The 26,103-nt window shown below is 22.7% G+C and carries 20 protein-coding genes and 1 pseudogene; 3 read left to right on the forward strand and 18 right to left on the reverse strand.

The genetic code is table 4. From position 1 onward, the window contains the following. Nucleotides 1-156: 156 nt before the first annotated feature. Genes ACJA27_RS02335 through ACJA27_RS02360 form a run of 6 tightly spaced genes read right to left on the reverse strand, consistent with a single transcriptional unit; the run spans nucleotide 157 to nucleotide 7,552 of the window. A complete protein-coding gene (locus ACJA27_RS02335) occupies nucleotides 157-1,182 on the reverse strand; it encodes a hypothetical protein (protein WP_406617696.1) in 1,026 nt (341 codons plus the stop codon). Next, entirely contained in the window at nucleotides 1,182-2,447 is a 1,266-nt protein-coding gene (glyA, locus tag ACJA27_RS02340; protein WP_406617697.1) for a serine hydroxymethyltransferase, read from the reverse strand. Before glyA ends, ACJA27_RS02335 begins: the two co-directional genes overlap by 1 nt. A 17-nt stretch (nucleotides 2,448-2,464) precedes the next feature. Further along, nucleotides 2,465-4,729, reverse strand: a complete 2,265-nt coding sequence (locus tag ACJA27_RS02345; RefSeq protein ID WP_406617698.1) for a phenylalanine--tRNA ligase subunit beta — start codon at nucleotides 4,727-4,729, stop codon at nucleotides 2,465-2,467. A 1-nt stretch (nucleotide 4,730) separates the two neighbouring features. Next, a complete protein-coding gene (locus ACJA27_RS02350; RefSeq protein ID WP_406617699.1) occupies nucleotides 4,731-5,384 on the reverse strand; it encodes a uracil-DNA glycosylase in 654 nt (217 codons plus the stop codon). Further along, complete coding sequence (pheS, locus tag ACJA27_RS02355; protein WP_406617700.1) at nucleotides 5,374-6,333, reverse strand: phenylalanine--tRNA ligase subunit alpha; 960 nt, start codon at nucleotides 6,331-6,333, stop codon at nucleotides 5,374-5,376. Before pheS ends, ACJA27_RS02350 begins: the two co-directional genes overlap by 11 nt. Before the next feature lies 1 nt (nucleotide 6,334). Further along, nucleotides 6,335-7,552: a replication-associated recombination protein A gene (locus ACJA27_RS02360; protein WP_406617701.1), complete on the reverse strand. Its 1,218-nt coding sequence runs from the start codon at nucleotides 7,550-7,552 to the stop codon at nucleotides 6,335-6,337. A gap of 176 nt (nucleotides 7,553-7,728) precedes the next feature. On the opposite strand from ACJA27_RS02360, the gene ACJA27_RS02365 reads away from it, so the two are divergent. Continuing rightward, nucleotides 7,729-10,362: a hypothetical protein gene (locus tag ACJA27_RS02365; protein ID WP_406617703.1), complete on the forward strand. Its 2,634-nt coding sequence runs from the start codon at nucleotides 7,729-7,731 to the stop codon at nucleotides 10,360-10,362. A gap of 37 nt (nucleotides 10,363-10,399) precedes the next feature. Here the strand turns inward: ACJA27_RS02365 and rsmA are convergent, their stop codons facing one another. The 5 genes from rsmA to mnmE form a co-directional block, all read right to left on the reverse strand. After that, a complete protein-coding gene (gene rsmA, locus ACJA27_RS02370; RefSeq protein WP_406617704.1) occupies nucleotides 10,400-11,182 on the reverse strand; it encodes a 16S rRNA (adenine(1518)-N(6)/adenine(1519)-N(6))-dimethyltransferase RsmA in 783 nt (260 codons plus the stop codon). Further along, a complete protein-coding gene (locus tag ACJA27_RS02375) occupies nucleotides 11,163-11,858 on the reverse strand; it encodes a UpaP162 family type II restriction enzyme (protein WP_406617705.1) in 696 nt (231 codons plus the stop codon). The genes rsmA and ACJA27_RS02375 overlap by 20 nt, the downstream gene beginning before the upstream one ends. A gap of 70 nt (nucleotides 11,859-11,928) precedes the next feature. Then, nucleotides 11,929-12,822: a DNA cytosine methyltransferase gene (locus ACJA27_RS02380; protein WP_406617706.1), complete on the reverse strand. Its 894-nt coding sequence runs from the start codon at nucleotides 12,820-12,822 to the stop codon at nucleotides 11,929-11,931. Between the two features lie 2 nt (nucleotides 12,823-12,824). Next, nucleotides 12,825-13,592 carry a TatD family hydrolase gene (locus ACJA27_RS02385; protein ID WP_406617707.1) on the reverse strand — a complete coding sequence of 256 codons (768 nt, stop codon included), beginning with the start codon at nucleotides 13,590-13,592 and terminating at the stop codon, nucleotides 12,825-12,827. A 9-nt stretch (nucleotides 13,593-13,601) separates the two neighbouring features. Continuing rightward, on the reverse strand, nucleotides 13,602-14,933 hold the full coding sequence (mnmE, locus tag ACJA27_RS02390) for a tRNA uridine-5-carboxymethylaminomethyl(34) synthesis GTPase MnmE (protein WP_406617708.1): 1,332 nt from the start codon (nucleotides 14,931-14,933) through the stop codon (nucleotides 13,602-13,604). An 85-nt stretch (nucleotides 14,934-15,018) separates the two neighbouring features. On the opposite strand from mnmE, the gene ACJA27_RS02395 reads away from it, so the two are divergent. Further along, a complete protein-coding gene (locus tag ACJA27_RS02395; RefSeq protein WP_406617709.1) occupies nucleotides 15,019-18,243 on the forward strand; it encodes a DEAD/DEAH box helicase in 3,225 nt (1,074 codons plus the stop codon). Between the two features lie 61 nt (nucleotides 18,244-18,304). Here ACJA27_RS02395 and ACJA27_RS02400 read toward each other — a convergent pair whose 3' ends face one another. Beyond that, a complete protein-coding gene (locus ACJA27_RS02400) occupies nucleotides 18,305-18,493 on the reverse strand; it encodes a hypothetical protein (RefSeq protein ID WP_406617710.1) in 189 nt (62 codons plus the stop codon). 429 nt (nucleotides 18,494-18,922) lie between these two features. Here ACJA27_RS02400 and ACJA27_RS02405 point away from each other — a divergent pair, with 429 nt between their 5' ends. Beyond that, nucleotides 18,923-20,230 (forward strand): ATP-binding protein, encoded by a 1,308-nt coding sequence (locus ACJA27_RS02405; RefSeq protein ID WP_406617711.1) that lies wholly within the window; start codon nucleotides 18,923-18,925, stop codon nucleotides 20,228-20,230. Nucleotides 20,231-20,565: 335 nt separating this feature from the next. Here ACJA27_RS02405 and ACJA27_RS02410 read toward each other — a convergent pair whose 3' ends face one another. From ACJA27_RS02410 to rsgA, 6 genes and pseudogenes are all read right to left on the reverse strand, one after another. After that, nucleotides 20,566-21,474, reverse strand: a complete 909-nt coding sequence (locus tag ACJA27_RS02410) for a discoidin domain-containing protein (RefSeq protein ID WP_406617712.1) — start codon at nucleotides 21,472-21,474, stop codon at nucleotides 20,566-20,568. Further along, complete coding sequence (locus ACJA27_RS02415; RefSeq protein WP_406617713.1) at nucleotides 21,458-21,661, reverse strand: hypothetical protein; 204 nt, start codon at nucleotides 21,659-21,661, stop codon at nucleotides 21,458-21,460. The genes ACJA27_RS02410 and ACJA27_RS02415 overlap by 17 nt, the downstream gene beginning before the upstream one ends. Nucleotides 21,662-21,860: 199 nt before the next feature. Then, entirely contained in the window at nucleotides 21,861-22,556 is a 696-nt protein-coding gene (locus tag ACJA27_RS02420) for a pseudouridine synthase (protein WP_406617714.1), read from the reverse strand. 20 nt (nucleotides 22,557-22,576) lie between these two features. Next, nucleotides 22,577-24,422, reverse strand: a pseudogene (locus ACJA27_RS02425) (ribonuclease J). A gap of 146 nt (nucleotides 24,423-24,568) precedes the next feature. Then, complete coding sequence (locus ACJA27_RS02430) at nucleotides 24,569-25,243, reverse strand: ribulose-phosphate 3-epimerase (protein ID WP_406617715.1); 675 nt, start codon at nucleotides 25,241-25,243, stop codon at nucleotides 24,569-24,571. Beyond that, nucleotides 25,236-26,096, reverse strand: coding sequence for a ribosome small subunit-dependent GTPase A (gene rsgA / locus ACJA27_RS02435; RefSeq protein ID WP_406617716.1), 861 nt, complete (start codon nucleotides 26,094-26,096; stop codon nucleotides 25,236-25,238). The genes ACJA27_RS02430 and rsgA overlap by 8 nt, the downstream gene beginning before the upstream one ends. Nucleotides 26,097-26,103 lie beyond the last annotated feature (7 nt).

Genomic DNA, 26,103 nt, shown 5'->3' on the forward strand with positions numbered 1-26,103 from the left:
TTAAAAAATTATTTGTCTTATTTATAAAGGAATAAGGAAAAATATGATTTCATAATTACATACCATTTATTAACTTTTTAATAAATAAAATACATCTAAATAAACATTAGATGTATTTTTTAGAAACTAAATATTATTTAAAATAACTATGAAAATCTATTTATTTTTAAATCTTTTTTCTTTAGAAAAACGCATTTTTCTAGTTGATTTGATTAATTTATTGTTTAAATTTTTTTGTTCATTATTTTCTATGATATTTTCCAAAGTATTTTCATTTTGATTTATTTTTTTATTTTTTAAGATAGTTAAATAATTTTCAATTGTTTCAATTAAGTATCCTAATCCTATAAATAAATAATAAAATAATCCAACACCAAAGAAAGTTGTAATAATATAAATAGTTATAAAAGAAAAAGGATTTATTTTTCATAATCATGGAGTAGAATAACCAAATGGTGTTTTATATCTATGACTAAAATTAAAGAAATTACCCAAATACATATTATTTTTATGTTTTATATTGTATTGATAAATAATTTCATTTCCAATAACTGCCAATGTTATAACCACAAATAAAACTAAAAATATTCAAAGTAAATGTTTTCAACTATTTTGTCAAGTTATGTTGAAAATTCTTCTTATCAATGCTCATGCACCTACAACTAATAAAGTTCCATGATAAATCATTGTATGAAAACTAATAAATAATTCTGGAGCAAAAACATCAGCTGGATACACCATAACAAATAATCCGGTTCATAAACTAATAGTAGATGTATAACCTAAAAATACATTAGAAGTTTTTTTTAATTTTCCAGGAATAAGTAAATAAATTGGATAGAAAAGTAATAAAGTAGCACATAAGGAAGTAGGATGTAAAAATCATTTTTCCCTATAACTTTGAAAATTATGACCAGCAGTAAAAATTTGTTTAAGAATTTCAAAAACTAATAAAATAATTCAAGCAACTAAAAATACTAATTTAGTTTGTTTTATAGTTGGTTTTTTTAAAAATTTAACCAAAAGAATAATAGATATAATTGCAAGAAGAACTCAAAATAAATGGAAAAATCCATAACTAGGAAATTTTCAAGCAGGTTTTCCATCAGGAAAATTAAACATATTATTACCAAATGAATTTAATTTTCATTTACTAAAGTAATCATATATATGATTTTTCATTAATAACTCCTTTTAATTGGATATTTTTTATTTAAATCTTTTATAAGGGGTTTATATTTTCTAATAATTTTTTTAGCATAATCAAGATTAGAGATTATTTCTTTTCCTTCTTTTAAAACATTATGAATAACATTAGCTAAAAGTTTTCATTCTTTAAAATCTCTTGATGTCATAGCAGGAGTTCCTAAACGAAGTCCAGAAGTTTTGCTTGGTGGTAAGGTATCAAAAGGAATTGAATTTTTATTAGCAGTAATATTAATCATTTCCAAAACTTTTTGTGCTGTTAAACCATCGATATTATAAGTTTTTAAAACATCAATTATAAAAAGATGATTATCAGTTCCACCTGAGATAATTTTTGCTCCTAATTTTAAAAACTCATCACAAAATTCATGAGCATTTTCAACAATTTGTTTTCCATAAATTTTAAAACTTGGTTGTAAAGCTTCATAAAAAGCTACTGCTTTCCCTGCTATGGTATGAAATAAAGGACCTCCTTGATATCCAGGAAAAACTCATCTATCAACTTTTTTTGCTATTTCTGGATCGTTAGTCATAATAATACCACCTCTAGTTCCTCTTAAAGTTTTATGAGTAGTAGACGTAATAATATCTGCATAATTAACTGGTGAAGGATGAACTCCAGCAATAATTAAACCCGCTATATGAGCAATATCAGCCATTAATTTAGCTCCACAAGCATCAGCAATTTCTCTAAATTTTTCAAAATCAACTATTCTTGAATAAGCTGAATATCCACAAATAATTAATTTAGGTTTTTCCGCAATTGCTATTTCTTTAATTTTATTGTAATCCAAAAAACCATTTTCATCTACATCATAAGTAATAGCATTATAAAAATTACCAGAAAAACTTATTTTATATCCATGACTTAAATGGCCTCCAGAATCTAAACTTAATCCCATAATTTTGTCACCATAATTACAAATAGAGGCAATAGCAGCAGCATTTGCTACTGAACCTGAATATGGTTGCACATTAGCATATTCAACACCAAAAAGTTTTTTTAATCGATTGATAGCTTCTTTTTCAATTACATCAACATTATCACAACCACCATAATATCTTTTTTCTGGGTATCCTTCTCCATATTTATTGGTTAAAATACTACCAGTAGCTTTTAAAACATCATTAGAAACATAATTTTCACTAGCAATTAATTCAATATTTGTTTTTTGTCTAATTAATTCTTTATTAATTGCATTAGCAATTAAGTGATCTTTTAAATTAATTTTTTTGTACATATATCACCTCAAAATAATTAATTATTATAAGTTCTGTTTAATAATTCAATATCTTCATTTTTTGAAGTTACTCTGATAGTTATGTAATTCAAATCATTTTTAATAAAACTATCAATAACTTTAATTTCAAAAGGTTTAATTAAAGATTTAATTTCTTCAATTTTACTTTGAACATAAGAATTAAGTGGAATTGCAAAAGTTAAATCAATGCTTTTTAAAGGTTCATAAATAGTTTCCTTAACTTGCATATTTGAACTAGAAATAGGAGTTTTAAAAATTTCTGCTGCAAAGCAATCTAATCAATTCAATTTAGGATGTACTTTTCCTATTCAACCAATCATTTGATTGTTTTTCATAATTTTAGTTGAAACATTTTTATGAATGTATTCATTATCTATAAAAGGAATAAATTCTAATTGATCATCATTAAAAAGATTAATGATATCTTTTTTCATTTCAAAAAAACTTTTTTCAGTACTTAAAAGTCCATAAACAAATTGATTTTGATTAATCATTCCTTCTTCAAAAAGACTAAAATTATTTATTTTTTGTTTAGTATTATAAATAGCTGTTTCCATCATTGAAGTAATAATAGAATTTCTTACCACTTCTCTTTCTTTAGAAACAAAGGTCATTAATTTAATATCTTCTTGATAATTAAAAGGATTTAATTTATTGTTTTCAAGCGAAGTTAATGTATAAGTTTTAATTTCAGAATATCCTTGTGATCTTAACATAATTTTTCTATTATCTCTTACAGAAGTTTTATATGGTTTAATATCTGGTGGAAAAGGAATAAATTTATCATAACCATAAAATCTAAAATATTCTTCAATAATATCTTCATATAATAAAATATCATTTCTATATGGTGGGGCTAAAAAACGATTTTTATTAATTTTAAACCCTATTTTTCCCAATTTATTTTTATCTAAATTAGAAATTTCTTTAATAGGAAGTTTTTTAAATTTAGAATTAGCATAAACTTTTAACTTCTTTTTATTTTGAGCTATTGCTTTATTTTTCTTTACTATAATTGGATTAATAATATTAGAAATTTTTAATTTATATTCATTGAATTTATTCATTAAATAAAGAAAAGCTAATCTTAACATTTCTTTATTTAATGGTCTTGATCCTTGCATAGAAAAACTATTTAACATATTAACTTGTTTAGCATTTTTTCTTATTAAATCTGGTTCAAACATTCCAATTTCAAAAACCACATTATAAGGTTTGATTTTAGTAGTAGTTGGCAATGTTTTGTTACAATTAGATACTTGTGCTAAACTTAAAATTTCATTATTATCATCTTGAATAACTAATGCATCTTTAACATTTACTTCGGTATCATTATCTAATTTTAATTTTCCTGAATAAAGTAAAGGTTTTAAACTATTACTAATTTGTTCACGATTATAACTCATAATTGGGGTACCAGTCATCAATAAACACAAGTTAGATAAATCAATTCCAAAATCATGAGTAATTTTGATTTTATGCTTTGCTAAAAGCAAATTATCTGCTAAATATAGTTGAATAGGCAAATGATCAGAAGTTTTAACTTCCATATAACTTAAATGTTTTACATATGGACTCTTAGCAATTTTAATTTTTGTATTGTAAACTTTTCTAATTGAATCATCTTCATATCTTCAATAAAAATCAACATTAAAAAAAGCTGCTAATTCTTTTGTTAAAACATAATATGAATTAGCATCATTTCTATTTGCTGGAATACTAATATCAAAAATATAATCATTTAATTCAAAAAATTCTGCTGGATCGGAATTATAAAATTGTTCTTCATATTGATTACCATTTAAGTTGAAAATTAAAATATCATCTTTATTTAAATTAAGATATTCATCTTCATAACCCAATTCATTTAGTCCACAAAACATACCTTGTGAAACCACACCTTTAATTTCTTTTTCTTGAAAAACTTGGCCATCTTTTTCAGCTCCTGCTGGAAAAATAATACTCATATATCCTACCGCTGGATTTTTAGCAACTGTTTGAATAGTTAAAAAACTATTTTTTGCTATTTGAACTCTACAAACATTTAAATAATCAGCATTATTATTTTTAACTACTTCAGTTATTTTGGCAAATTTTAAACCTTTTAAATTAGAAAATTTTTTAACACTTTCTACTTCATAACCAAGATGATTAAATGCTTTTTCAAAATCTTCAGGTGTTAATTTATTAACAAACTTTTTTTGTTTAGAATTTAAAGGATTTCCTAATCTTTTTCTTAGATTTAATAAAGTAACTATCATTTTAAAATTCCTTTCTTATACTAAAATCAATTTTTTCTTCTAACATATCATTAATTCTTTTGAAAAAATGACTATCTTTAAAACCTCTTGTGTAGCTTAATGGAGAAGGATGAGCTGCAAAGATTATTTGTTTAGGGTTAACATTTAATTTTTTTACTACTTCTAAAGCATTATTACCTAAAACGCCAAATATAACATTAGGATTTTCTTGAATTATAAAATTAAGTAAGTTATGAACAAAAATTTCTCATCCAAAATTTTTGTGACTATTAGGTAAATTTAAATTTACCGTTAAACAAGTATTTAATAATAAAACTTTTTGTTTAGCTCAATAATCTAACCTGTTAGTTTCAAAAACACTTTCTGGGTAATCTTTTTGAATTTCTTTTATCATATTAACTAAACTTTTTGGAGTTATATCTAATAATGAACTAAAAGCTAATCCATCTGCTTGGTTTTCTAAATAATAAGGATCTTGCCCTAAAATAATTACCTTAGTTTCTGAAGCTTCAAAAAAATCTAAAGCTCGAAAACGATTTTCAATTTTAGGCAAAATTAAGTGATTTTGCTCCTCAAAATTTATTCTTTCCATTAAAGCAAAATAATAAGGTTTTAATTGTTCTTGCTCTAAAAATTTTTTGAAACTATTTTTCATAAGCAAATTGTTTTAAGAAACGTAAATCATTTTTGTATAAATCTCTAATATTATTGATTCCATATTTAATCATTACTAATCTTTCAATTCCTAAACCCGCAGCAAAACCATTATATTTTTTGACATTAAATCCTGCCATTTTTAAAACATTTGGATGAATCATTCCGGCACCTAAAACTTCCATTCATTTATTTTTATAAAACATATCTACTTCTACACTAGGCTCTGTAAAAGGGAAATAACTTGGTCTTAAACGAATTTCAATTTCTTCTTCAAAAACATAGCTTAATAAAGATTTTAAAGTTCAAATTAAATTAGGAAAACTAACTTCTCCAACCGAAACTATGTCTACTTGACGAAATTGATGTGAATGAGTAGCATCATCTTCATCATTACGATATACACTTCCAATAGCAAAATTATTAACATTTTGATTTGGATTTTTAGCAAGTTCTTCAGCAGAAATTCCTGTATTGTGAGTTCTTAACAATAAATTAGGATTAATATATAAAGAATCTTGCATTCCTCTAGCGGGGTGATTTTTTGTAATATTTAATTTTTCAAAATTTAATTCATCAGTGGTAATTTCACCAGCAGCTGATTCAAAATAACCATTTTGAATTAATCAACTTCTTATTCTTTCTTCTACTAATGAAATAGGATGCAAACTTGAAGAATAAAAAATATCTTTAGTAACATCGATAAATTCACTATTAACTTTATTTTCTATAATTAATTGGTTAATAATTTCTTCAGTTTCTTTAAATTTTTTATCATAAAACATTCTTATTTCATATGCTTTTTTACCCAATTCTTTTTTATCTTCAGGTTTTGCTAATTTAATTTCTTCATAGTATTTAGATAAAACACCATTTTCAGAATAAACTTTATTTTTAGCAATTTTTAAATCTTCAAGAGTTTTAATTTCTTCGAACTTAATTTCTTCCATTTTAATCTCCTTTTTCCTTTTTCAAGTTAGTTACTAAATTAAAATAATTAACAATTTTAGGGTCGTCATTATCTTTAGGAAAATAAAATTTTTCATCTTTTATTTCCTTAGGTAAATATTCTTGATAAATGATGGAATTATGATAGTCATGTGGATATTTATAACCGATACCTCTATTTAACTTTTTTGCAGAAGCATAGTGAGCATCTTTTAAATAGTCAGGTATATCAAAATTTTTACCCTGTTCAATTAACTTATTTGCCTTGTTTAAAGCACAATACACCGAATTACTCTTAGGACTTAAAGCTAATAACATAATAATATAATTGAGTGGTAAATATGCCTCTGGAAAACCTAGTCTTTCAGCAGCATTAATAGCTGCTTCTACTTTTAATTGAATAGTAGAATTAGCCAAACCAATATCTTCATAAGCAACTGCCGTTATTCTTCTATATAATCCTATTAAATCTCCAGTTTTTAAAATCAAATTACCATAATATAAAGCTGCATTAGCATCAGAACCTCTTAAAGATTTATGAAAAGCGGACAAATTATTATAATGAGAATCACCATTTTTGTCACTAAAAAAATTTATATTTGGAATAATAATTTTTAAATCATTTTTATCAATTTCTTTCTTTTCTGATAAAGTACATAACATTTGCAAATTATTGATACATATTCTTAAATCACCATTTCCCAAATATGCTAATTCTTTAAAAATTTCATCTTTAATTTTTAATTCAGGAAAATATTTGTTTTTTATTTTTTTTAATCCTTTAATTATTTCTTCTATAGAAATTTTTTTAAGTTCTAGAATTTGCATTCTACTTCTTATTGCAGGGTTAATTCTAAAATAGGGGTTTTCAGTAGTTGTAGCATAAACTAAAACCTTATCATTTTCTAAATAAGATAATAAAATGTCTTGTTTATCTTTGTTCATTCTATGAATTTCATCAATAATAATTAAATCTTTAGTTTGAATTAAATTTAGCAAATCATTTTTTGAATCATTAGCAGCATTAAAAATTCCATATTTTAATTTATGTTCATTAGCTAAAGCAATAGCTATTGATGTTTTTCCAATTCCTGGTTCACCATAAAAAATAAAATTACTTAAATATTTTTTCTTAACCGTTCGCTGTAATAAAGTTACTATTTCTTGCTGACCAATAATGTCTTCAAGAGAGCTTGGACGTATCTTATTTGCTAAATTCATATATATAATTTTATTATTAAAATAATAAAAAAATTAAAAAATAGGAATTTTTAAATAAATTATTTTTTTATATAAAGTCCTTTAATCATTATTGTTTTATGCATAAATAATATTGTTAAATAATATAAAATATATATTAATAAGATATATATGTTTATTTAGTTAGGGGAAAAATTATGGATCAATTTAGTTATGATTACCAATTTCAAGAACAAAAACTTCAAGAACAAAAACCTAGAAAAAAGAAACGTAATTTTTGAAAAGGTTTACTAATTACTTTAGGTACTGTTTTTGCTGTTTCAGTAGTTGCTTCAACTGCTACTATTGGATACTATATTCACCTTAAGTTAGGTAAAAAAATTACTAAAATTTCTGAATCTAAACAAATTTTAAAATCACAATTAAATTCTGCGGAATCTTATTTGAATTCATTTGATGAAAAAAGCAAAAATAATAGTGAAATGAAATCATATATTGAATTATTAAAAAATGAAATTCAACAAACTAAAAATTTTTTAAATGATAGATTTGGTTTTAATGAAGAGTATTATAAAGTTGCTGCTAATTCTATCAAAAGATTAGTAAATTCAATTAATACTTCTTGAGAATTATTAAAAATCTCTAAAAATAAATTAAAAGAAGAAGTTATTTCAAACAACTATAATCAAAGATTGCTAACTGAATATCAACAAGATCAAAATATTTCTCCTGAACAATTAACAAACATTCAAAAAATGTTTAAAAAATATCAACAAATTGCTTATTCAAATGATAGATCTAGACAAGAATATGAACAAGACTTAATTAATTTCAAATATGAAATTATTAAATATTCAAATCTTATAAATGCTGCTAAATTTAATCAAAGTCCTTATGATAGATTAGTTGCCGCAATAAATGAAGCGGATTATTTACTAAGAGATATCAATACTGAAATTGAATGAGTTAAAACTAGTCTTGATTTAGTGAATTTTAACTATATTGGTCAAAGCATTGAAAATATTCAAAATCAAAAAGAAAAACTTGAATCCTTATTTAAGGATAATAACCCACAAACTGGTAAATTTTCTCAATTAAATAAAAAAACTGGTTCATTAATAGAACATGCTGATTTAGTTGACTTAGAAATTTTAAAAGAAAAAAATCAAATGAAAAATTTCTTTGAAATCGCTAAAAGAATTGCCGCTAATATTAGTAACATTAAAAATAATTTAAAGATTTTACAAAATTTAAATGTTAGTGATTTTGAAGAAATTTCTAAAAAAATTAAAATTAATGATGATATTTTAAGAGAATTTGTAGATAAAAATATTAGTTTAAAATCATTATTTACCCTCTTGAAAAAAACTGAAGAATATAAAAATCTTATAGATTCAAGAATTTACATAAAAAATAATTATGATGATAATGTCCATGAATTTAAAAAAGATTTTTTATCAAGAGATTTAGCTTTAGATCAATTACCTGAAATTGTTAATAACATTTTATATCAAGGTAATGATAAAAAAATAATAGATGAATTACTAACTAAAAGAAAAGAATTAAGAGATAAAGTTGAAGCACAATCTGGTGGTGAAAGTTTATACAATATGCATACTTTATATGCTGAATACAAAAATTTAATCTCTAATGCTTCAGTACAAAAAATAGAAAAAGATCAAAGTTATAAAAATTGTTCAGAAATGTCTCAATTTATTAAAAATAATTTACAAAGTAATTTTCAATCAAAAGTTTCTCCAGATATTTACAAAGTATTTTATGAAAAATTGGAAGATATAGATAGCGATTTAACTGATAATTATGCTTATCCTAAAAATACTAATGTTCCTGTAGAAAATTACCAAAAATATTATGATAAAGCTTATGAAGAATACAATAAGTTGATTTCTCAAAGAGAAAAAATAAACAATGATATAAGTGAAATATTTAATAATCTAACTTATAGCTTTGTAGATAGTGAAAATAAACCTCTAGATAAGGAAAATACTTTAGCATCTAATATTACTGCTAATAATATTAAATTTAATTTACCTTCAGGTTCAAATTACAAAACTGAAGTTGAATTATTACCTAATGATTTAGATGGAACATTATTAATCAATGTTAAATTTTTAATGCAAGATCCTAAAGACCCATCTAAATATGTAAGTTTGCTAAAAAAAGAATTATCATTAATTTCTTCTAATTTTAAAGCACAAAAAAATATTAAATTTAAACAAGCAATATTTAAACCTAAAAATGATGGAATTATGACTGATTTATTGTTTTATTCTAAATATTTAGACATTAAAGATAAAAAAGATGTTCAAAAAAATATTTTAGATTATATTGAACCTATAATGGATATTCAAAGTTATAAACAAAAAATTAAGTTTATTGATATAAGCTTTTCAAAATCAGACGAAAATAAATTACAACTTATTTATCAATTTGTTCAAACTGTAAAAACTATTGAATATCGTGATGATAAACCATTCCCTATTACCAAAGAATATGTATCAGAAATTTATACAGAAATAGTTGACTTTAAGCAACAAATCGAAGAAAACACTTATAATGATAATGGTGATACAATTAAACTTCAAATCTTAACTATTATAAATAGTGCTATTGAATATAAAAATGAAAAAATGAATAAACCTATTTCAGCAGAATTAAAAAATGAATTAGAACAAGCTATCCAAAAATTAAGAGAAGAAGTAAGAAAACCATATGGTGAAACTACCATAGAAAAATTAAAAAATCTTTACAAAGAATTCAATGAAAATATATATAAAAACATTAAAGAAAAAAATGAAAAGTTAATTTAAATTCAATGAAAAAACCTGCTTTTAAAAAGTAGGTTTTTTATGAATCAAGTTCTAAATCTTTGAATAAATTTAAAACTTGATCTAAATTAAGTTCTTGAATCCTTATTAATTCATTTCAATTATATTTTCTATAAATAGATAAAATTTTTTCTTTTGAATATTTAGTCATTAAAGAAGTAAGAAGTTTTTTTCTACGGTGTAAAAAACAAAGTTTAAAAAAATCTCTAATTTGTTCATAATCATCATTTTTATCTTGATAAAAATCTAAAGAAATAATTGCCGAATCTACCTTTGGAATAGGTGAAAAAGATTTTTTATTAACATAAAATTCTATTTTAACTTTAGCTAAATAATTACATATTAAAGTTAATTTTGAATATTCATTTGAATTAAATTTTGCTACCATTCTTTGTGCATATTCTTTTTGTACCATCAGCACTACTCTTTTAAAGTTATATCTATAATTGAATAATTTAAACAAAATATCTGTACTAATGTTATATGGAATATTACCAACGACTTCAAAATCTTCATAATTTTTTAAATCAGATTTTAAAAAATCTTGTTGAAATAAATTTAAATTTTTATTTATTCTAAATTTAGAATTTAAAATTTCAACCATATCATTATCTATTTCAAAAGCATGTACTTCTTTTGCTTGTTGGATTAAATATTTTGTTAATGCTCCTTGTCCTGGTCCTATTTCAATAATTTTTTTATTTTTAGGTTCTATAACATCAATAATTTTTTTCACAATATTTTCATCATTTAAAAAATTTTGACCAAATTGTTTTTTTGCTTTAATCTTCAATATTTCCATAATATATCTTCTTTAAAAAAGATTTTGTTCTTTCATAACTTATTATTTCTTTTTTTAATTTATTTTCCAACCTAAATTTATTTATAACCAATAACCTTCCTGAATTTAAATTCATTTTTTGACTTCAATTTCTATGATCTTGAAAATGATTTTTTGCAAAATCTAATTCTTCCAAAAAAAATGAATCTATATCTTTTATTATCACTTTTTTTATTTGACTTTCTGTCTTTGAAAAATTAACATCATAATTTATTTTTATGATTAAAAAATGTTTAACCAAATTTTCTTCAATTAAAACATAATCGTTATAAAGTTTATTGATTGCTACTACAGCATTATTATTCGCTCTATTTGCTTTTATATTAATCATAAAAAAATCTTCTTTAAAATTAGAAGAAAAATCATAACTAGAATTTTGTGTAGAAAAATTTGTTTCATTTATTTTAATTCCAACATTTTTAGTTTTTAAATATAAACTTAATTTACTAATTAAATATTCTTCTAACAAATAACCTATTGCTGTTGATGATTCAATAGAATTATTTTTTCTTTGTAAGATATTTATATCCTCAACCCTTACTAATATTTCATTTCCTGAAGAATAAAAAATTTCTTTAATTGCATCTAGCAACTTATTTTTAAAAATTATTGCTTTTTCAAAATATTTATTTTCCATAAAAAACCTTTTTTATAATTTTTGCTATTTCATAAGATAATTTTACAGGAACTGCATTTCCTATTTGTTTTTAAATATTTGTTTTTGTTCCTTGAAAAACAAAATTATCAGGAAAAGATTGTAATAACGCTAATTCTTTAGGAGTTAAAACCCTATTTAAAACTGGGTGTACATGTACACCGCCATGATTTTCTTTTACTGTTGGAGAAGGTTTATCATAATAAATTCTTTTAAAAGCATCAGAGTAATTACCATATAAACTTTCGCCTTCTTTTAACTTTGACAACCTTTCTTTCATTTCAGTAGTATGATTTGAAAAAATATGATTTGGTATATTAGAATCCATTTTTTGATTTTCTAAATGAGAAATAGCATCTCTAACAGTTTTGATTTTTTCATTGTGTTTAGCAATTTCAATAATTGCTAAATCAACTTTATTTTTATCTTTTGAACCAATAAATATAACTCTTTCTCTTTTTTGTGGAACTCCAAATTTAGAACTATCAACAAGAATATATCTAGCATAATAATTTTGTTCTTTTAAAATATTAATAATTTTATTTATAACTAATTCACCATCTTTTTCTTTAAAAGATAAAATACCTTTTACATTTTCTAAAACAAAAACTTCTGGTTGTAATCTTTTAATAACATCTATCGTATATTTATATAATTGATTTCTTTGATCATCGGGATCTCTTTTTCCTGCCATTGAATAACCTTGACAAGGGAATCCACCAATTACCAAATTAGTTTTATTTTTACATTTTAATTCTAATTCATTTCTAACATCATCATCTGTTATATCTCTAGGAACAATATTAGTAGAAAAATTAAAATTATATGTTTCGACTGCTGGTTTTCAAAATTCAATAGTATCCAAAATTTTAAAATCAGTTTGAACAAAACCTAATGTTAAACCACCAGCACCAGCAAATAAATCTACCATTTTAATATCTTTCATATTTATTTCCCATCTAATTTAAATAAAAATTTTAAATTCTTATAAACTCTATCAGTAAATTTTTCTATTGAAAGTCCTTTTAATCCCGCTAGATAATTAGCTGTGTGAATTACATAATTTGAATAATTGGTTTGTCCTCGTTTATGTGCAGGGGCTAAATAAGGAGCATCTGTTTCTGTTAATATTCTTTCAAGAGGTAATCATTGAACGACTTCAATTAGTTTTTGATTTTTATAAGTAACTGTTCCTGAAAAACTAAAATAACAACCTAAATCATAAAATTTCTTGGCTCAATCTAAATCTCCACTGTATGTATGAATCATAAAAGTTACTTCCTTATGATATTTTTTTATAATTTCGTATAAGTCTTCATAAGAATCTCTCATATGAACAACCACAGGAATTTTATGTTTTTTAGCAACTTCAATTTGAGCTTCAAAAGATTCTATTTGAACTTTTTTGTTATAACCTTCATAATAGTAATCTAATCCTATTTCTCCTATTCCTTTAACAGATTCATTTCATTGATCTTCAATTGTTTCACCATCAATTTTTCCATTAGATTCATTGGGATGAATACCTATAACTGGAAAAGTAAAATCAAAATTTTTTGCTAATTCTAAAACTTCTTGATTTTCTTTTTTATTGCATCCAGTTATCATCATTATTTTTACACCTTTATTATGTGCTTTTAAAATAACATCATTATTTTTTGGATAATATTCTTTTAAAGGGTGAGTATGAGCATCTATATATTTTAATGAAGACATTTTTCTCCTTTACTTTCCTAAACAAAAATTTTTAAACATAGAATCTAATAAATCTTCTTTATTTGCTTTACCTAATATGTCTGCTAAATGTTCTCAGCATTCTTGTAAATCTACTATTACAACATCTACAGTAAAACCTTCTTCTAAAGATTTTTTAGCATTTTTCAAGCTGTTAAAAGCTTGTTCAATCAACGATAATTGACGAGCATTATAAATCACTTCTTGATCATTTTCTAGAATAGATGAATACAAATTTACAATATTATTTTCAAGGGTTTTTATTTCATTATTTTTAGCGCTAATATATATTTTATTTTTTTCTTTTTCACCTATAAATAAGTCATTTTTGTTAAATATTTTTAAATAATTTTTATGGTTATTCAAAGCTTCTTTTTCTATTAATTGATCATATTCATCTTCTTTTAAATTTACATCTACTATATGTAAAACTAAATCTGATTTTTTAATTTGTTCAATAGATTTTTTTACTCCAATATTTTCAATTTTATTTTTAGTTTTTCTAATTCCAGCTGTATCAACTAAAGTAAATAAAATTCCTTCAATTGTATAATTTGCTTCAATAGTATCTCTAGTAGTTCCTGCTATATCAGTAACTATTGCTCTATCTTCATTTAGTAAAGCATTTAAAACTGATGATTTTCCTGAGTTTGGTTTTCCAACTATCGCTACCTTTATTCCTTCATATAACATTTTTGATTGTCTTGAAATTTTTATTAATTGTTGCAATTCTTCTAGTAAGAAATTAATCTTAGGTGATAAAACATCATTATTTAATTGTTCTACATCTTCATATTCAGGATAATCAATATTAACTTCACAAGCCCCTATTAAATACATAATTTTATCTAAAAAATTTTGTAAATATTTAGAGGTTTTATTATCAAATTTTTGAACCGCTTTTTCTCTTTGATAATCGGTTTTTGCCATAATTAAATCATGAATTGCTTCTGCTTTAACTAAATCTAACTTTCCATTTAAGAATGCTCTTCTAGTAAATTCACCAGGTTCAGCTAATCTTGCACCTGAAGTTAGTAATAATTCTAAAATTTTATTAGTTACTAAAATACCTCCATGAGCATTAATTTCAATAGTTATTTCTCCTGTATAGTTATTTGTACCTAAAAATCACATTACTAAAACTTCATCTATAAGTTTTCCTTTATCATAAATTTTCCCAAAAGTAATAGAATGATTTTCTCCAATAGGTCCTTTATAAATCTTTTTTAAAATTTCAACTGAATCGGGACCACATAATCTTATTATTGAAATTGGTTGATTAATTTTATTTCCTGAACTAATAGCAACGATATTATCAAACATAATTTAATTTTACATTTAACTAATAAAGTTTTTTAATATTTATAAATAAATATTTATAATTAAAATCAAAATTAAGGAGAGGGGTATGAAACAAATTTTAACTTTAGATTCTTCAAAAATTAAAAAGGTTGATATCAAAAAAATTTATTCATCAAAATATAAAAGATTAGCAAATAATCTTTTAGACATTAAAAGTAAAGGAGATAATGCCACTTTTTTTAAATTAGGAAATATTAATTACGATTTAAAGAAACTTTTAGGTATAAAAAATTTAAGAGAAGTTTTAGCTAATTCTAAATTTAAAATCCCTCTTAAAAATACATTTGAAAAAGAAAGTTTAGATGAATTAAGTAAGATTCAAAATGTTAAAAATTTTAAAATTTGAACTCAAAAAAATGATGTTCAAATAACTCCTAAAATGGAAGAAAATTTAGAAGTAGAACCTTTAAAATGATTGCCTTTTTATAAAAAAAGAATTATTGATACTAATTCAAACTTTATAAAAACTTGAAAATCAAATGCTAAAAAAATTGAAGAAGTATATTCTGAAACTAATTTATGACCTCTTTATGTTGGAACTTATTTTCTAAAATTTAGAAAAGAAGATGTTTATTTACATGCTCCTTTTATTTTAAAAGCAGTAAAAATTACTATTGAAAATGATTTTATATATTTAGAAAATATGGATGAAAATATTATCCTTAATGAAAAATTAAAATATTTAATTGAACAACATAGTGAATATAAATTACCAATTTTAGTAGATGGAGAAGAAGTTAGTTTAAATAACGTTTTAAATGAAATTCAATCATTACAAAAAACTTTTTTAACCACTCCTAAAATTGATAGTAATATATTTACTAATTCTTTTATTGAATTAGGTAAAAAAGATTTTGAAAATAAATCTTTAATTGAATTAACTGATGGTTCTGTATTAGTTCAAGCTAACCCTTTAGGAACCAAATTAAGAGAAGTAATGCTTAATTTAATTTCTCAAGATAAAATAGATAAACTTATTACTATTGATGACTTATTTAACTATAATAAGGAAGCATATGAAAAATCTTTAGAAATAAATAATATAGCAAGAGTTACTCCTTCTGACTTTAGTCAAGAAAAAGCAATTATTGGAACTCTTGATAATTCAGCTATTATTATAGGACCTCCGGGGACAGGAAAATCCCAAACTATTGCTAATATATTAATTAATATTGCTAAAAATAATAAAAAAGCATTATTCATTTCTCAAAAAAAAGTAGCCTTAGATGTAGTTTTAAAAAGATTAGGTGTTTATCAAAATATGATGTTTCAGTTTTCTGAAAGCACTAAATCTAGTAAAAGTGAAAAAGAATATTTTTATAAACCAATTATTGATTATTTTAACAAAATAAATAACTCATTTAAATTTCAAGATATTAATAAATTCAATTCAAGTTTTTTTGATAAAAATGAAATGGAATATTTAAATTCAAAAAGTGAAATTGGAGAAATTTTTAATAAAGATTTAATAGCATATCAAAATTTAAAAAATCAAGGAAACTTAAATGAAGATATAGAAAACTTATTTAAGTTTTATAAATTCTTCAATAAATTTAAATCTAAAAATGATTTTTTAAAAATTTTTAAATATTACAAAAAATTATCAAAAAGAAAAATTGCTGCAAAATTAAGAGTTAATGAAAGCAAACCATTATTTAATTCATATATTGGAGAATTTAGCACTAATTATGCTTTAACCAAAAAACTTTATGCTTTTCATAAAAAATATTTATCTAAATATCAAATTGATGATTTAATCCAATTATCAAATTTCATTAGATTAAATTCATTTATTCAATTTGATAATCAAGAACAAGAATATGCTAAATATTTAGATTTCAAAAATATAAATAACACTACTCCAGAATTACTAGAAGCAATATATAACAATAACGCTTTATTAAGTAAGAAAAAACTAAATACTTATCGTACTTTAAGTAATAGCAAATTACAAAAACTAAATAAATTCTTTGGTCGTTTGGAAAGAAAAATTACTCCCCCATACATTATTACTTCTTTATTTAATGACATAATCAAACAAGTTTATAACATTTTTGTTGGAACTCCGGAAATATTATCTAACTTCTTAGATTTTGAAAAAGATAAATTTGATTATGTTATTTTTGATGAAGCATCGCAGATATTTATTGAAAAAGCTATTCCTTTCATTTCCATTAGTAAAAAAGTTATTGTAGCTGGTGATAGTCAACAAATGCAACCAACTAATTGATTTTCAACTAGAGATGAAAGTGATGATGAATATAGTGAGGAAGAAATAACTTCTTTATTAGATTGAGCTATTCACAATCACTTACCTAAATATGTTTTAGAAATGAATTACCGTTCTAACTCATCTGAATTGGTTCTTTTTTCAAGTAAAGAATTTTATAACTCTAAACTTAAAGGATTAGATAACTTTAGCCAAAGAAATAAAGCAAGCATTGAAGTAATTGATGTCAATGGAATTTGAGAAGATAATAAAAATGAAATTGAATGCAAAAAAATGATTGAAATTTGTGAAAAAAATCTTAAAAAATACAATTCTATTATTTTATTAGCTTTTAATCGTAAACAACAAGATTATATATGTGAACAAATTGCTTTAACTTCACCCAAAATTTTTGAAGTTTTAGAAGACAAAGTAATTTTAAGAAATATAGAAAATATTCAAGGGGATGAAGCTGATTTAGTAATTGCTTCTATTGGTTATACCGCTAATACTTCTTTACATGCTACTTATATAGGTTCTAAAAAAGGTAGAAATGCTTTAAATGTTGCTATTACTCGTGCTAAAGATAAAATGATTATTATTAAAAGTATCAAAAATAATGAAATTGATCCAAAAAATGATAATCTTTTAACCTTTAAAAAATGGTTATCATATATTCAACTAAGCAATGAAAAACAGAAAGCATATACTAGAATTGCTTTATCTGAAGAAAACAAATTAAAAAAATCACAATTTATTTTTGAAATAAATTCTTGGTTAAATGAACAACCTTTTGCTAATGAAATTAAAGTTAACTTAGATTATTGTGTGGGTTCATATAATATAGATATGGCCATTTTAGATAATAAAAATAATTTTATTGTTGGTTTAAATTTAGATTCAGCAGCAGATGAAATAAATTTAGATGAATTTATTGAAAATAGAATAAAAACAGATTTTATGGCAGTTAAAGGTTATCCTATCTATAGAGTATCTAATTTTAGATTTAATGAAAATAAACCATCAATGTTTAGATTTATCAGTGCTTTAATCAATAAATAATTTAACATAAAAATTCCAAATATCACTATAAAATAGAAATATTTGGAATTTTTAATTTTATCTATAAAATATTTTCTTTTAAACAACGTTCTAATGTTTGCCCATTAACTGCTTTCATATATGCTACATTATTATTTTCAAAAATTACATTTTTATTGCCATATATAAAAAATAATAATTGGTTATTTTTGTTATCATTGGAAAATTCATTTAACAACTTAGGAAATCAATTTTTATATCCTTCTAACATATATTTTTTATTATGTTTTAAATTTGTGATTTTTATATCTAAAAATTATTATTTTCATTATTAATCATTTCTGCTCATAGTACCAACATAAAAACCAACTTATTTTTTTATTATTAAAAGCAAAATCAAAATTTCTTAATAATTTATAATCGCCAATTCGCAATTCTTCCCATTGTATATATAATGAACTTTTATTTAAAAATTTAAATCCTAATTTTTAATAATGTATTCTATATAATCAAATTCTTTTTTTAATAAATCTTCCATAAAAAAACCTCTTATTATATTTTATCTAAAAATTTAAAATATTGGAAAAGATACATTTTTTTGTAATATTTTTATTGGAAAAGTGTATAAAATCTAATAATTTTTTATTGGAAAAGTGTATTTATGTTAAAATCATAATAATAAATAGTTTAAAAGGTAAAAATGTTTAAAAGAAAAATTGAAAAAATTTTATGTGAATATTATAAAAATAATGATGACAAAATTTTAATAATTAAAGGTGCTAGACAAATTGGCAAAAGTTTTGTTATTAGAAATACTGCGAATTACTATTTTAAAAATTATGTAGAAATAGATTTAAAATCTGATTTTGAAGGTAAAAAATTATTTTTGGAAGCAAAAACCACAAAAGATTTTTATTTAATATTAAGTTCTTTGTATGGAACAAAATTAAATTCTTATGAGGATACCATTATTTTTTTAGATGAAATTCAATTTTACCCTCATTTAATAACAATGTTAAAAGATTTAAAAAAAGAAAAGAAATATAAATTTATAGCTAGTGGTTCTTTATTAGGGATAACCTTAAAACATATTTTTATACCTATGGGTTCTATAAATGAAATTAAAATGTTCCCAATGGATTTTGAAGAATTTTTATGAGCTAACGATGTTGGTAATGATGTTATAGAATATTTAAGAAGTTCATTTTTTAATTTAACTCCTGTAAACGAATCAATTCACAAAAAAATAATGGAATTATTTCAGGATTATTTAATTAGTGGTGGTTTACCAGATGCAGTAACTCAATATGTAATAAATCGTAATATTCAAAAAACAAGAGAAGTACAAAAACAAATATTTTCTTATTATTCAGATGATTGCTCACAATATGGAGAAATTTATAAATTAAAAATTGCAACTATTTACAATATGTTGATTTCAAATATGGAAAACAAAGTAAAAAGAATTCAATTTAAAAAAATTGAACAAAAAGAAAGAAAAAAATATGAAGATGAATTTGACTATTTAATTTCTTCAGGTGTTGCACTTTCTACACTTGCTATTAGTAACCCAAAATTTCCTCTCTCAGAATCTACAAGCAAAAATTTAATAAAACTATATTACAATGATGTTGGAATACTAACTAATTTATTATTCGAAAATAATATTGATGCTATTTTTAATAAAAATAAAGGAATAAATTTAGGATCGGTCTATGAAACAGTAGCTGCAATGGAATTAACAGCACATAATCATAAATTATTTTATTTTGATAGTAAAAAAGTAGGTGAAGTTGATTTTCTAATAAACAACTATGATTCTTTATCTGCTATACCAATTGAAATTAAATCAGGAAATAATCAAAATAACTTTAGAGCTATACCCAAACTTATTGATTCTACTAAAAATTATAATTTACCATTTGGTTATATATTTGGAAATAAAAATATAGTAACCAAGGAAAATAATTTAATAACCTTACCTATTTATATGATTATGTTTATTTAGCTTTAATCACAAAAATAATTAAAACATATAAATAAAAAAGAACTAATATTAAAAATTCTTAGTTATAAATTATTACTAAGATAAAAAATGAATATTTAATTTTTGTTAATGAAAACAAATTAACCTATAAATAAGGCTAATTCGTTTTTTTAAAGTTATTTTTTAAAATTTTTTCTTATAAACTATATATGAAATTAAACTAACTATTGATAAAGTTGCTAAACCACCTATAGTTCCTAAAATAATTGATATTTTATTATTTTTTTCTAAATTTTTATTTTCTTTATTAGATTTATTAGACGAATCTTGATTGGTTTTTTGTTTATTTATTTCTTTTATTTTTTCAAATATTTCAAATTTTTAGCTGCTATATGTTGATCATAACTTTCTATGTTTACTAATTTTATAAATTTAGTTTTAATAGGTGAATTAAAAATAATTTCTTTAATATTCTTATTATTTTCTCAATTAATATTTTGCTTAATTTCTTCAAAATTAATTCCATCATTAGAAGATAAAATTTGAAATTTTTTAATAAAACCTGAATTTACATCTTGTCTAGGAATATATTTTATTTTTGTAATTTCTTTAATTTCATTAAATTCAAATAAAAGATATGGATTAGGTATTGATTTATCTCATTTAGTATGTCATATAGAATTATGATCATCAAGAAGATTTTTTACAGAATCATTAGATTTATTTATTTCTTCTGAATTGGTAAAAACAGATAAATCTTTAGAAAGAATTCTACTGCTTTCATTATTTCTTAATCAAATATTGAAACCTCTTGATAAAGCATGTATACTATTAGGATTAGAAGTTTTAGTTATTTGTAATTTTAAATGTTTAATTCTAGTGTTTTTATCAAAATAAAAGAATTTATTATTTAAATTTTTACCTCATTTAAATTCTCCAATTTCTTTTCATTGATTTGGCTCATTTTCTTTATCACTAACTAAAATTTTTCCCTCTAAAATGGTATGTTCAATTTTATATGGTAAATATTCTAATTTACTAATATCAATAGTTTTCTCAAAATGTCAAGTAATAAATTTATCTTTATTTTCTTCTCTATAATTGTTATGTCATACAGTTGTATCATCTCCATCAAAAAGATGTTTCATACTTAAATTTTCACTACTTGTTTCTTCATTTGAAGCTAAACCTACATAATTTTTTGAACTTAAATAAATATCATCACTATATTTAATATTTTTATAAAACTTATTCCAACAAACCACTTTTTCACGGATCCAAAATTAAAGTACAACCTACATGTACTCCTATCCCTTTATCAAATTTTCGAATCTCATTATTTACTTTTAAAGATAAATCTCCACCTTTATATTGTTTATCTTTAAATAATTTACCATTATGTTCTGCTGAATAAATAATTTCATTATTTTTTAAATTTGATGCATAAATCATTTTATTAGCAATTTAGCAATTTCTGATTTTTTAGTTATATCTTGATAACAAATTTTTGTGATGCATAGTTTATTTTTGATGATAGCGTTACTATCAAAGTTGATATAGATGCTAAACCAAAAATAAACATATTTTTATAACTCTTTTTCATAATTGAATATTGTATATTTTTTATTAATTTATATTAATAAAAGTTATTTTATTTTTGTTGCATTAAATCTATTTCTTCAGGAGTTAATTTTTTTAAACTGCCAATTTTTAAATTAGGATCAAGAGATAATTTACCAAATTGAACTCTTTTCAAAAACACAACGTTATATCCTAAACTACCAAACATTTTTTTAACTTGGTGAAACTTTCCTTCATAAATTGTTAAAAAACAATTTTTATCATTTAACAATTCAAATTTATAATTTTCTACTAAAAAATCATCAATTTGAATAGGTAATTGATTTAATAAAATTGGTGAATCTAATTTTTTATCCACTTTAACTAAATATTTCTTAGGAACATGATTTTTAGGACTTAATAAGTTATGACACATTTGACCATCATTACTAATAATTAATAAACCTTCTGTATCTTTATCTAATCTTCCAAAAGCAAAAAACTTATCTCTTTTAAGACCTAAAATATCAAAAATTGTTGAATTATATCAATCACTATTAGCAGTTATAAAACCTTGAGGTTTATTAAACATATAATATTGAAATTCTTCATATTTCAATATAGAATTATCTAATTCCACAACATCTTTATTAGGATTAATTTTAATAAGTTGATTAATAACTATACCATTAACTTTAATAGCACTTTGTTTAATTTTTAATTTAATTGCCTTACGACTTAAAGTAGTAATATCACCAATATATTTTTCAATCCTAATTTGTTGCATATTATTCCTTGTTTTAAAAATTAAATCTCATCATCTTGGTCATGAATATCTTCATTTAATTCATCAATAGAACCAAACATTTCATCTTTAATATTTTGAATTTCTTCTTTTACCTTTTCATTAGAAATAGGATTTTCATTTTTCTTAGTTATTGTTTTAAATTTAATTTTTACATCTGCTAAACCAGGTTCCGATTCCTCATCATCAAATAAAATTGTAGGAATAATAATTGGTCTTCTTCTTTTTTCTTTATAAAATAAGTTTTCTAATCTTTCAATGATTAATTGTTTTAATTCCACTACATTTCATTCTTTATTATTTTTAATATGATAAAGAACTGCTCCGTGAGCTATTCTTTTAGCTTCTTCAACTAATTTTAAAGAAGTTTTTACATAAAATGAACCTCTTGAAATTAAATGAGGTCTTCCTAAAATAGAATTAGTTTTTCTACTAATAGTAATTACCAAATTAACAAAACCATTTTCAGATAATGCAGTTCTTTCCTTTATTAGAGAAGCATTTAGATTTAAAACTGAATTACCATCAATATAAATAGGACCATAATTTACTTTTTCGTTAGATCTGGTTATAACGTTATTTTCCATCAAATACACTTGACCAGTTTCAGGAATAATAACATTTTCTGGTAAAACCCCATTTTCCACTGCTGTTTGTCCATGAACCATAGACATACGATATTCTCCATGATAAGGCATAAAGTATTTAGGTTTAGTTAATTGAAAAATCTTATCATGTTCTCATCTATAGGCATGACCAGAAGTATGTAAATAACCATCAGGACCATTTTCTTTTATAATAGCACCTAACTTATATAAACGATTAACCAAAAGTTCTACAAACATTCTATTACCTGGAATAGGAGAAGATGAAAAAATAACCATATCTCCTTTTTCTGCTTTAATAGAACCATGTTTTCCATAGCTGATTCTTGATAGAGCTGCTAGCTGTTCGCCTTGTGAACCAGTTGTTAAAATTACTAGTTGATTATCAGGAATACCATCTAATTGTTTTTTTTTCAACAAAAGTAGAAGCAGGAACGTCTATATATCCTAATTTTCTACCTATTTTAATTCCTTGAATCATTGATCTGCCAAAACAAGCTACTTTCTTTTTTAATTTAACTGCTAAATCAATTAAAGCTTTAATTCTAATTAAATTAGAAGCAAATAAAGTGATAATAGTTTTTCTAGTAGCTGCACGCATATGTTTTTCAATATCAATTAAAATATCAGTTTCACTAGGTGAGTGAAATGGTCTCATAGCATTAGTTGAATCTGAAAAAAGTACAGTTAAACCTTCTTTGCCCATTTCATCTAAACGAGCAAAATCAGTTAAATTTCCAATTGGACGATAATCAAATCTAAAATCACCTGTACACATTAAAGAACCATTTGGAGTTGATAATCTAATACCAAAAGCATCAGGAATTGAATGTTGTCCTGTTCAAAAATCAACTTTGCAATCCCCAAAATGATAAACATCAGATTTATGAATTTCAATAAGTTCAATATCTTTTCCAATATTTAATTCTTCAAATTTTAGAGTTAAATATTGCACAGCAATTCTAGGAGCAAAAATTTTCTTTAATGGAACTTGTTGTACTAAATAAATAATTCCACCAATATGATCTTCATGTCCATGAGTTATAAAAAGACCTTCAATATTTTGAAATTTTTCTTTTAAAAAAGAATAGTCAGGAATAATTCCTTTAATTCCTGTATTCGCTGTATCAGCAAATTTTATTCCGGCATCAATTATAAAAATGGAATTTTCATGTTCTACAACAAGAGTTGACTTTCCTATTTCTTGTATGCCTCCAAGACCTATAATTTTTGTAGGTTGCATAAATTTCTCCTTTTGGGTTTAATTTATTTTAATTATTAAATGAATACAATAGATATATAAAAATACTTAATATATAACTATATTAAGTATATAAGAAAAGCATAAAAACTTTAATTTTTATTAGTAATTTTTTATAAAATTACTAATTATTTTAACTGATAAAGTTTAGGTAAAATTGAATTAATTCTTTCTTTTGTTGGATCTTTAACCAAAAAAGTACCAGCTACACAAGCATCTACACCAGCTTTAAAAGCTTCTAATCCAGTTTCAGAATTTATTCCACCATCTACTTGAATTAAATATGTATAACCATTTTGAATTCTTAAATTCTTTAAAATTTTTATTTTATCTAATGCACTAGGAATAAATTTTTGTCCACCCTTTCCTGGTTCTACAGACATTACTAAAACTAAAGATAAATAAGGTAAAAATTCTTCTATTTCTTCAACTTCTGTATTTGGTTTAATTGCTAAACCAATTTTATATTCATGGTGTTTAGTTTTTAAAAAATTTAGTAATTCTTTAGGTTTTATTGCTTCATAATGAATGGTAACAATGTCGCAAAAATCTTTATAATCATCAATAAAATTTAAAGGATTTTCTATCATTAAGTGAACATCAGAAAAATGTTGTTTTGCGTTTTTTCTAAAATTCTTAATTTCTTCCAATTCAATAGCATAATTAGGAACAAATTTACCATCCATTACATCATAATGGAATCATTTTATTCCATTATCAATTAAAAGATTTATCATTTCAAGTCTTTTTTCTTTTTCAACATTTAACAATGAAGGAGTAATAAATTTTTCTTTTTTATTCATTTTTATCCTTTATTTCTTGTAATAACTTACAATAATTATCATATCTAAATTTAGGGATTTTATTTTCTGAAACTAATTTTTTAATATAACAACTTTCAATAGGTTCATTAAAATGCAAACAAGATTTATATTTACATTTTGCTAGATTTTCTCTAAAAATTTTAAAACTTTGTGCTAAATTAATTTTAGTCATTTCAAACATATTTAAATCAACAGAAGAAAAACCAGGTGTATCAATAATTTCTCCATCTAAAAGGGTATTAATTTGAACAACCCTAGTTGTGTGTTTGCCTCTATTTAAAGCATAAGAAATTTCATTTGTTTTAAATTTATAATTACCTAACTTGTTTAAAAAAGTGGTTTTTCCTACTCCACTTTGTCCTATAAGAACTGAAGTTTGATTAGCAAAAATTGTTTTTCAAAAAATTTTATCAATTTTTTGATTTTGAATGTCATAAACTTCATAGTTTAAATTTTTATAGAGTTTTTTTCATATAAGATTTTGTTTTTGATTTAAATCTACTTTGGAAATAATAATAATAGGTTTAATATTATTAAATTCTAAAATTGCTAAATATTTATCAATTAAATATGAAGAAAATTTAGGTTCCTCAATGGACATTATGATAATTCCTTGATCTATATTAGCTACTTTGGGACGTAATAATTCATTTTTTCTAGGTAAAATTTCTGTTAAATATTCATTTTCAATAAATTCAACATAATCTCCTACTAAAGGAGTAATTTCTTTGTGTCTAAAAACTCCAAGGGCAGGCAAAATATTTAAAGAATCATCTTCTTTACACTTAATATGATATTTTCCTGAAACAATAGAATAAATTTTTCCTAACATCAATTCC

Source organism: Mycoplasmopsis lipophila, assembly GCF_045276895.1.
Classification (GTDB): domain Bacteria; phylum Bacillota_I; class Bacilli_A; order Mycoplasmatales; family Metamycoplasmataceae; genus Mycoplasmopsis; species Mycoplasmopsis lipophila.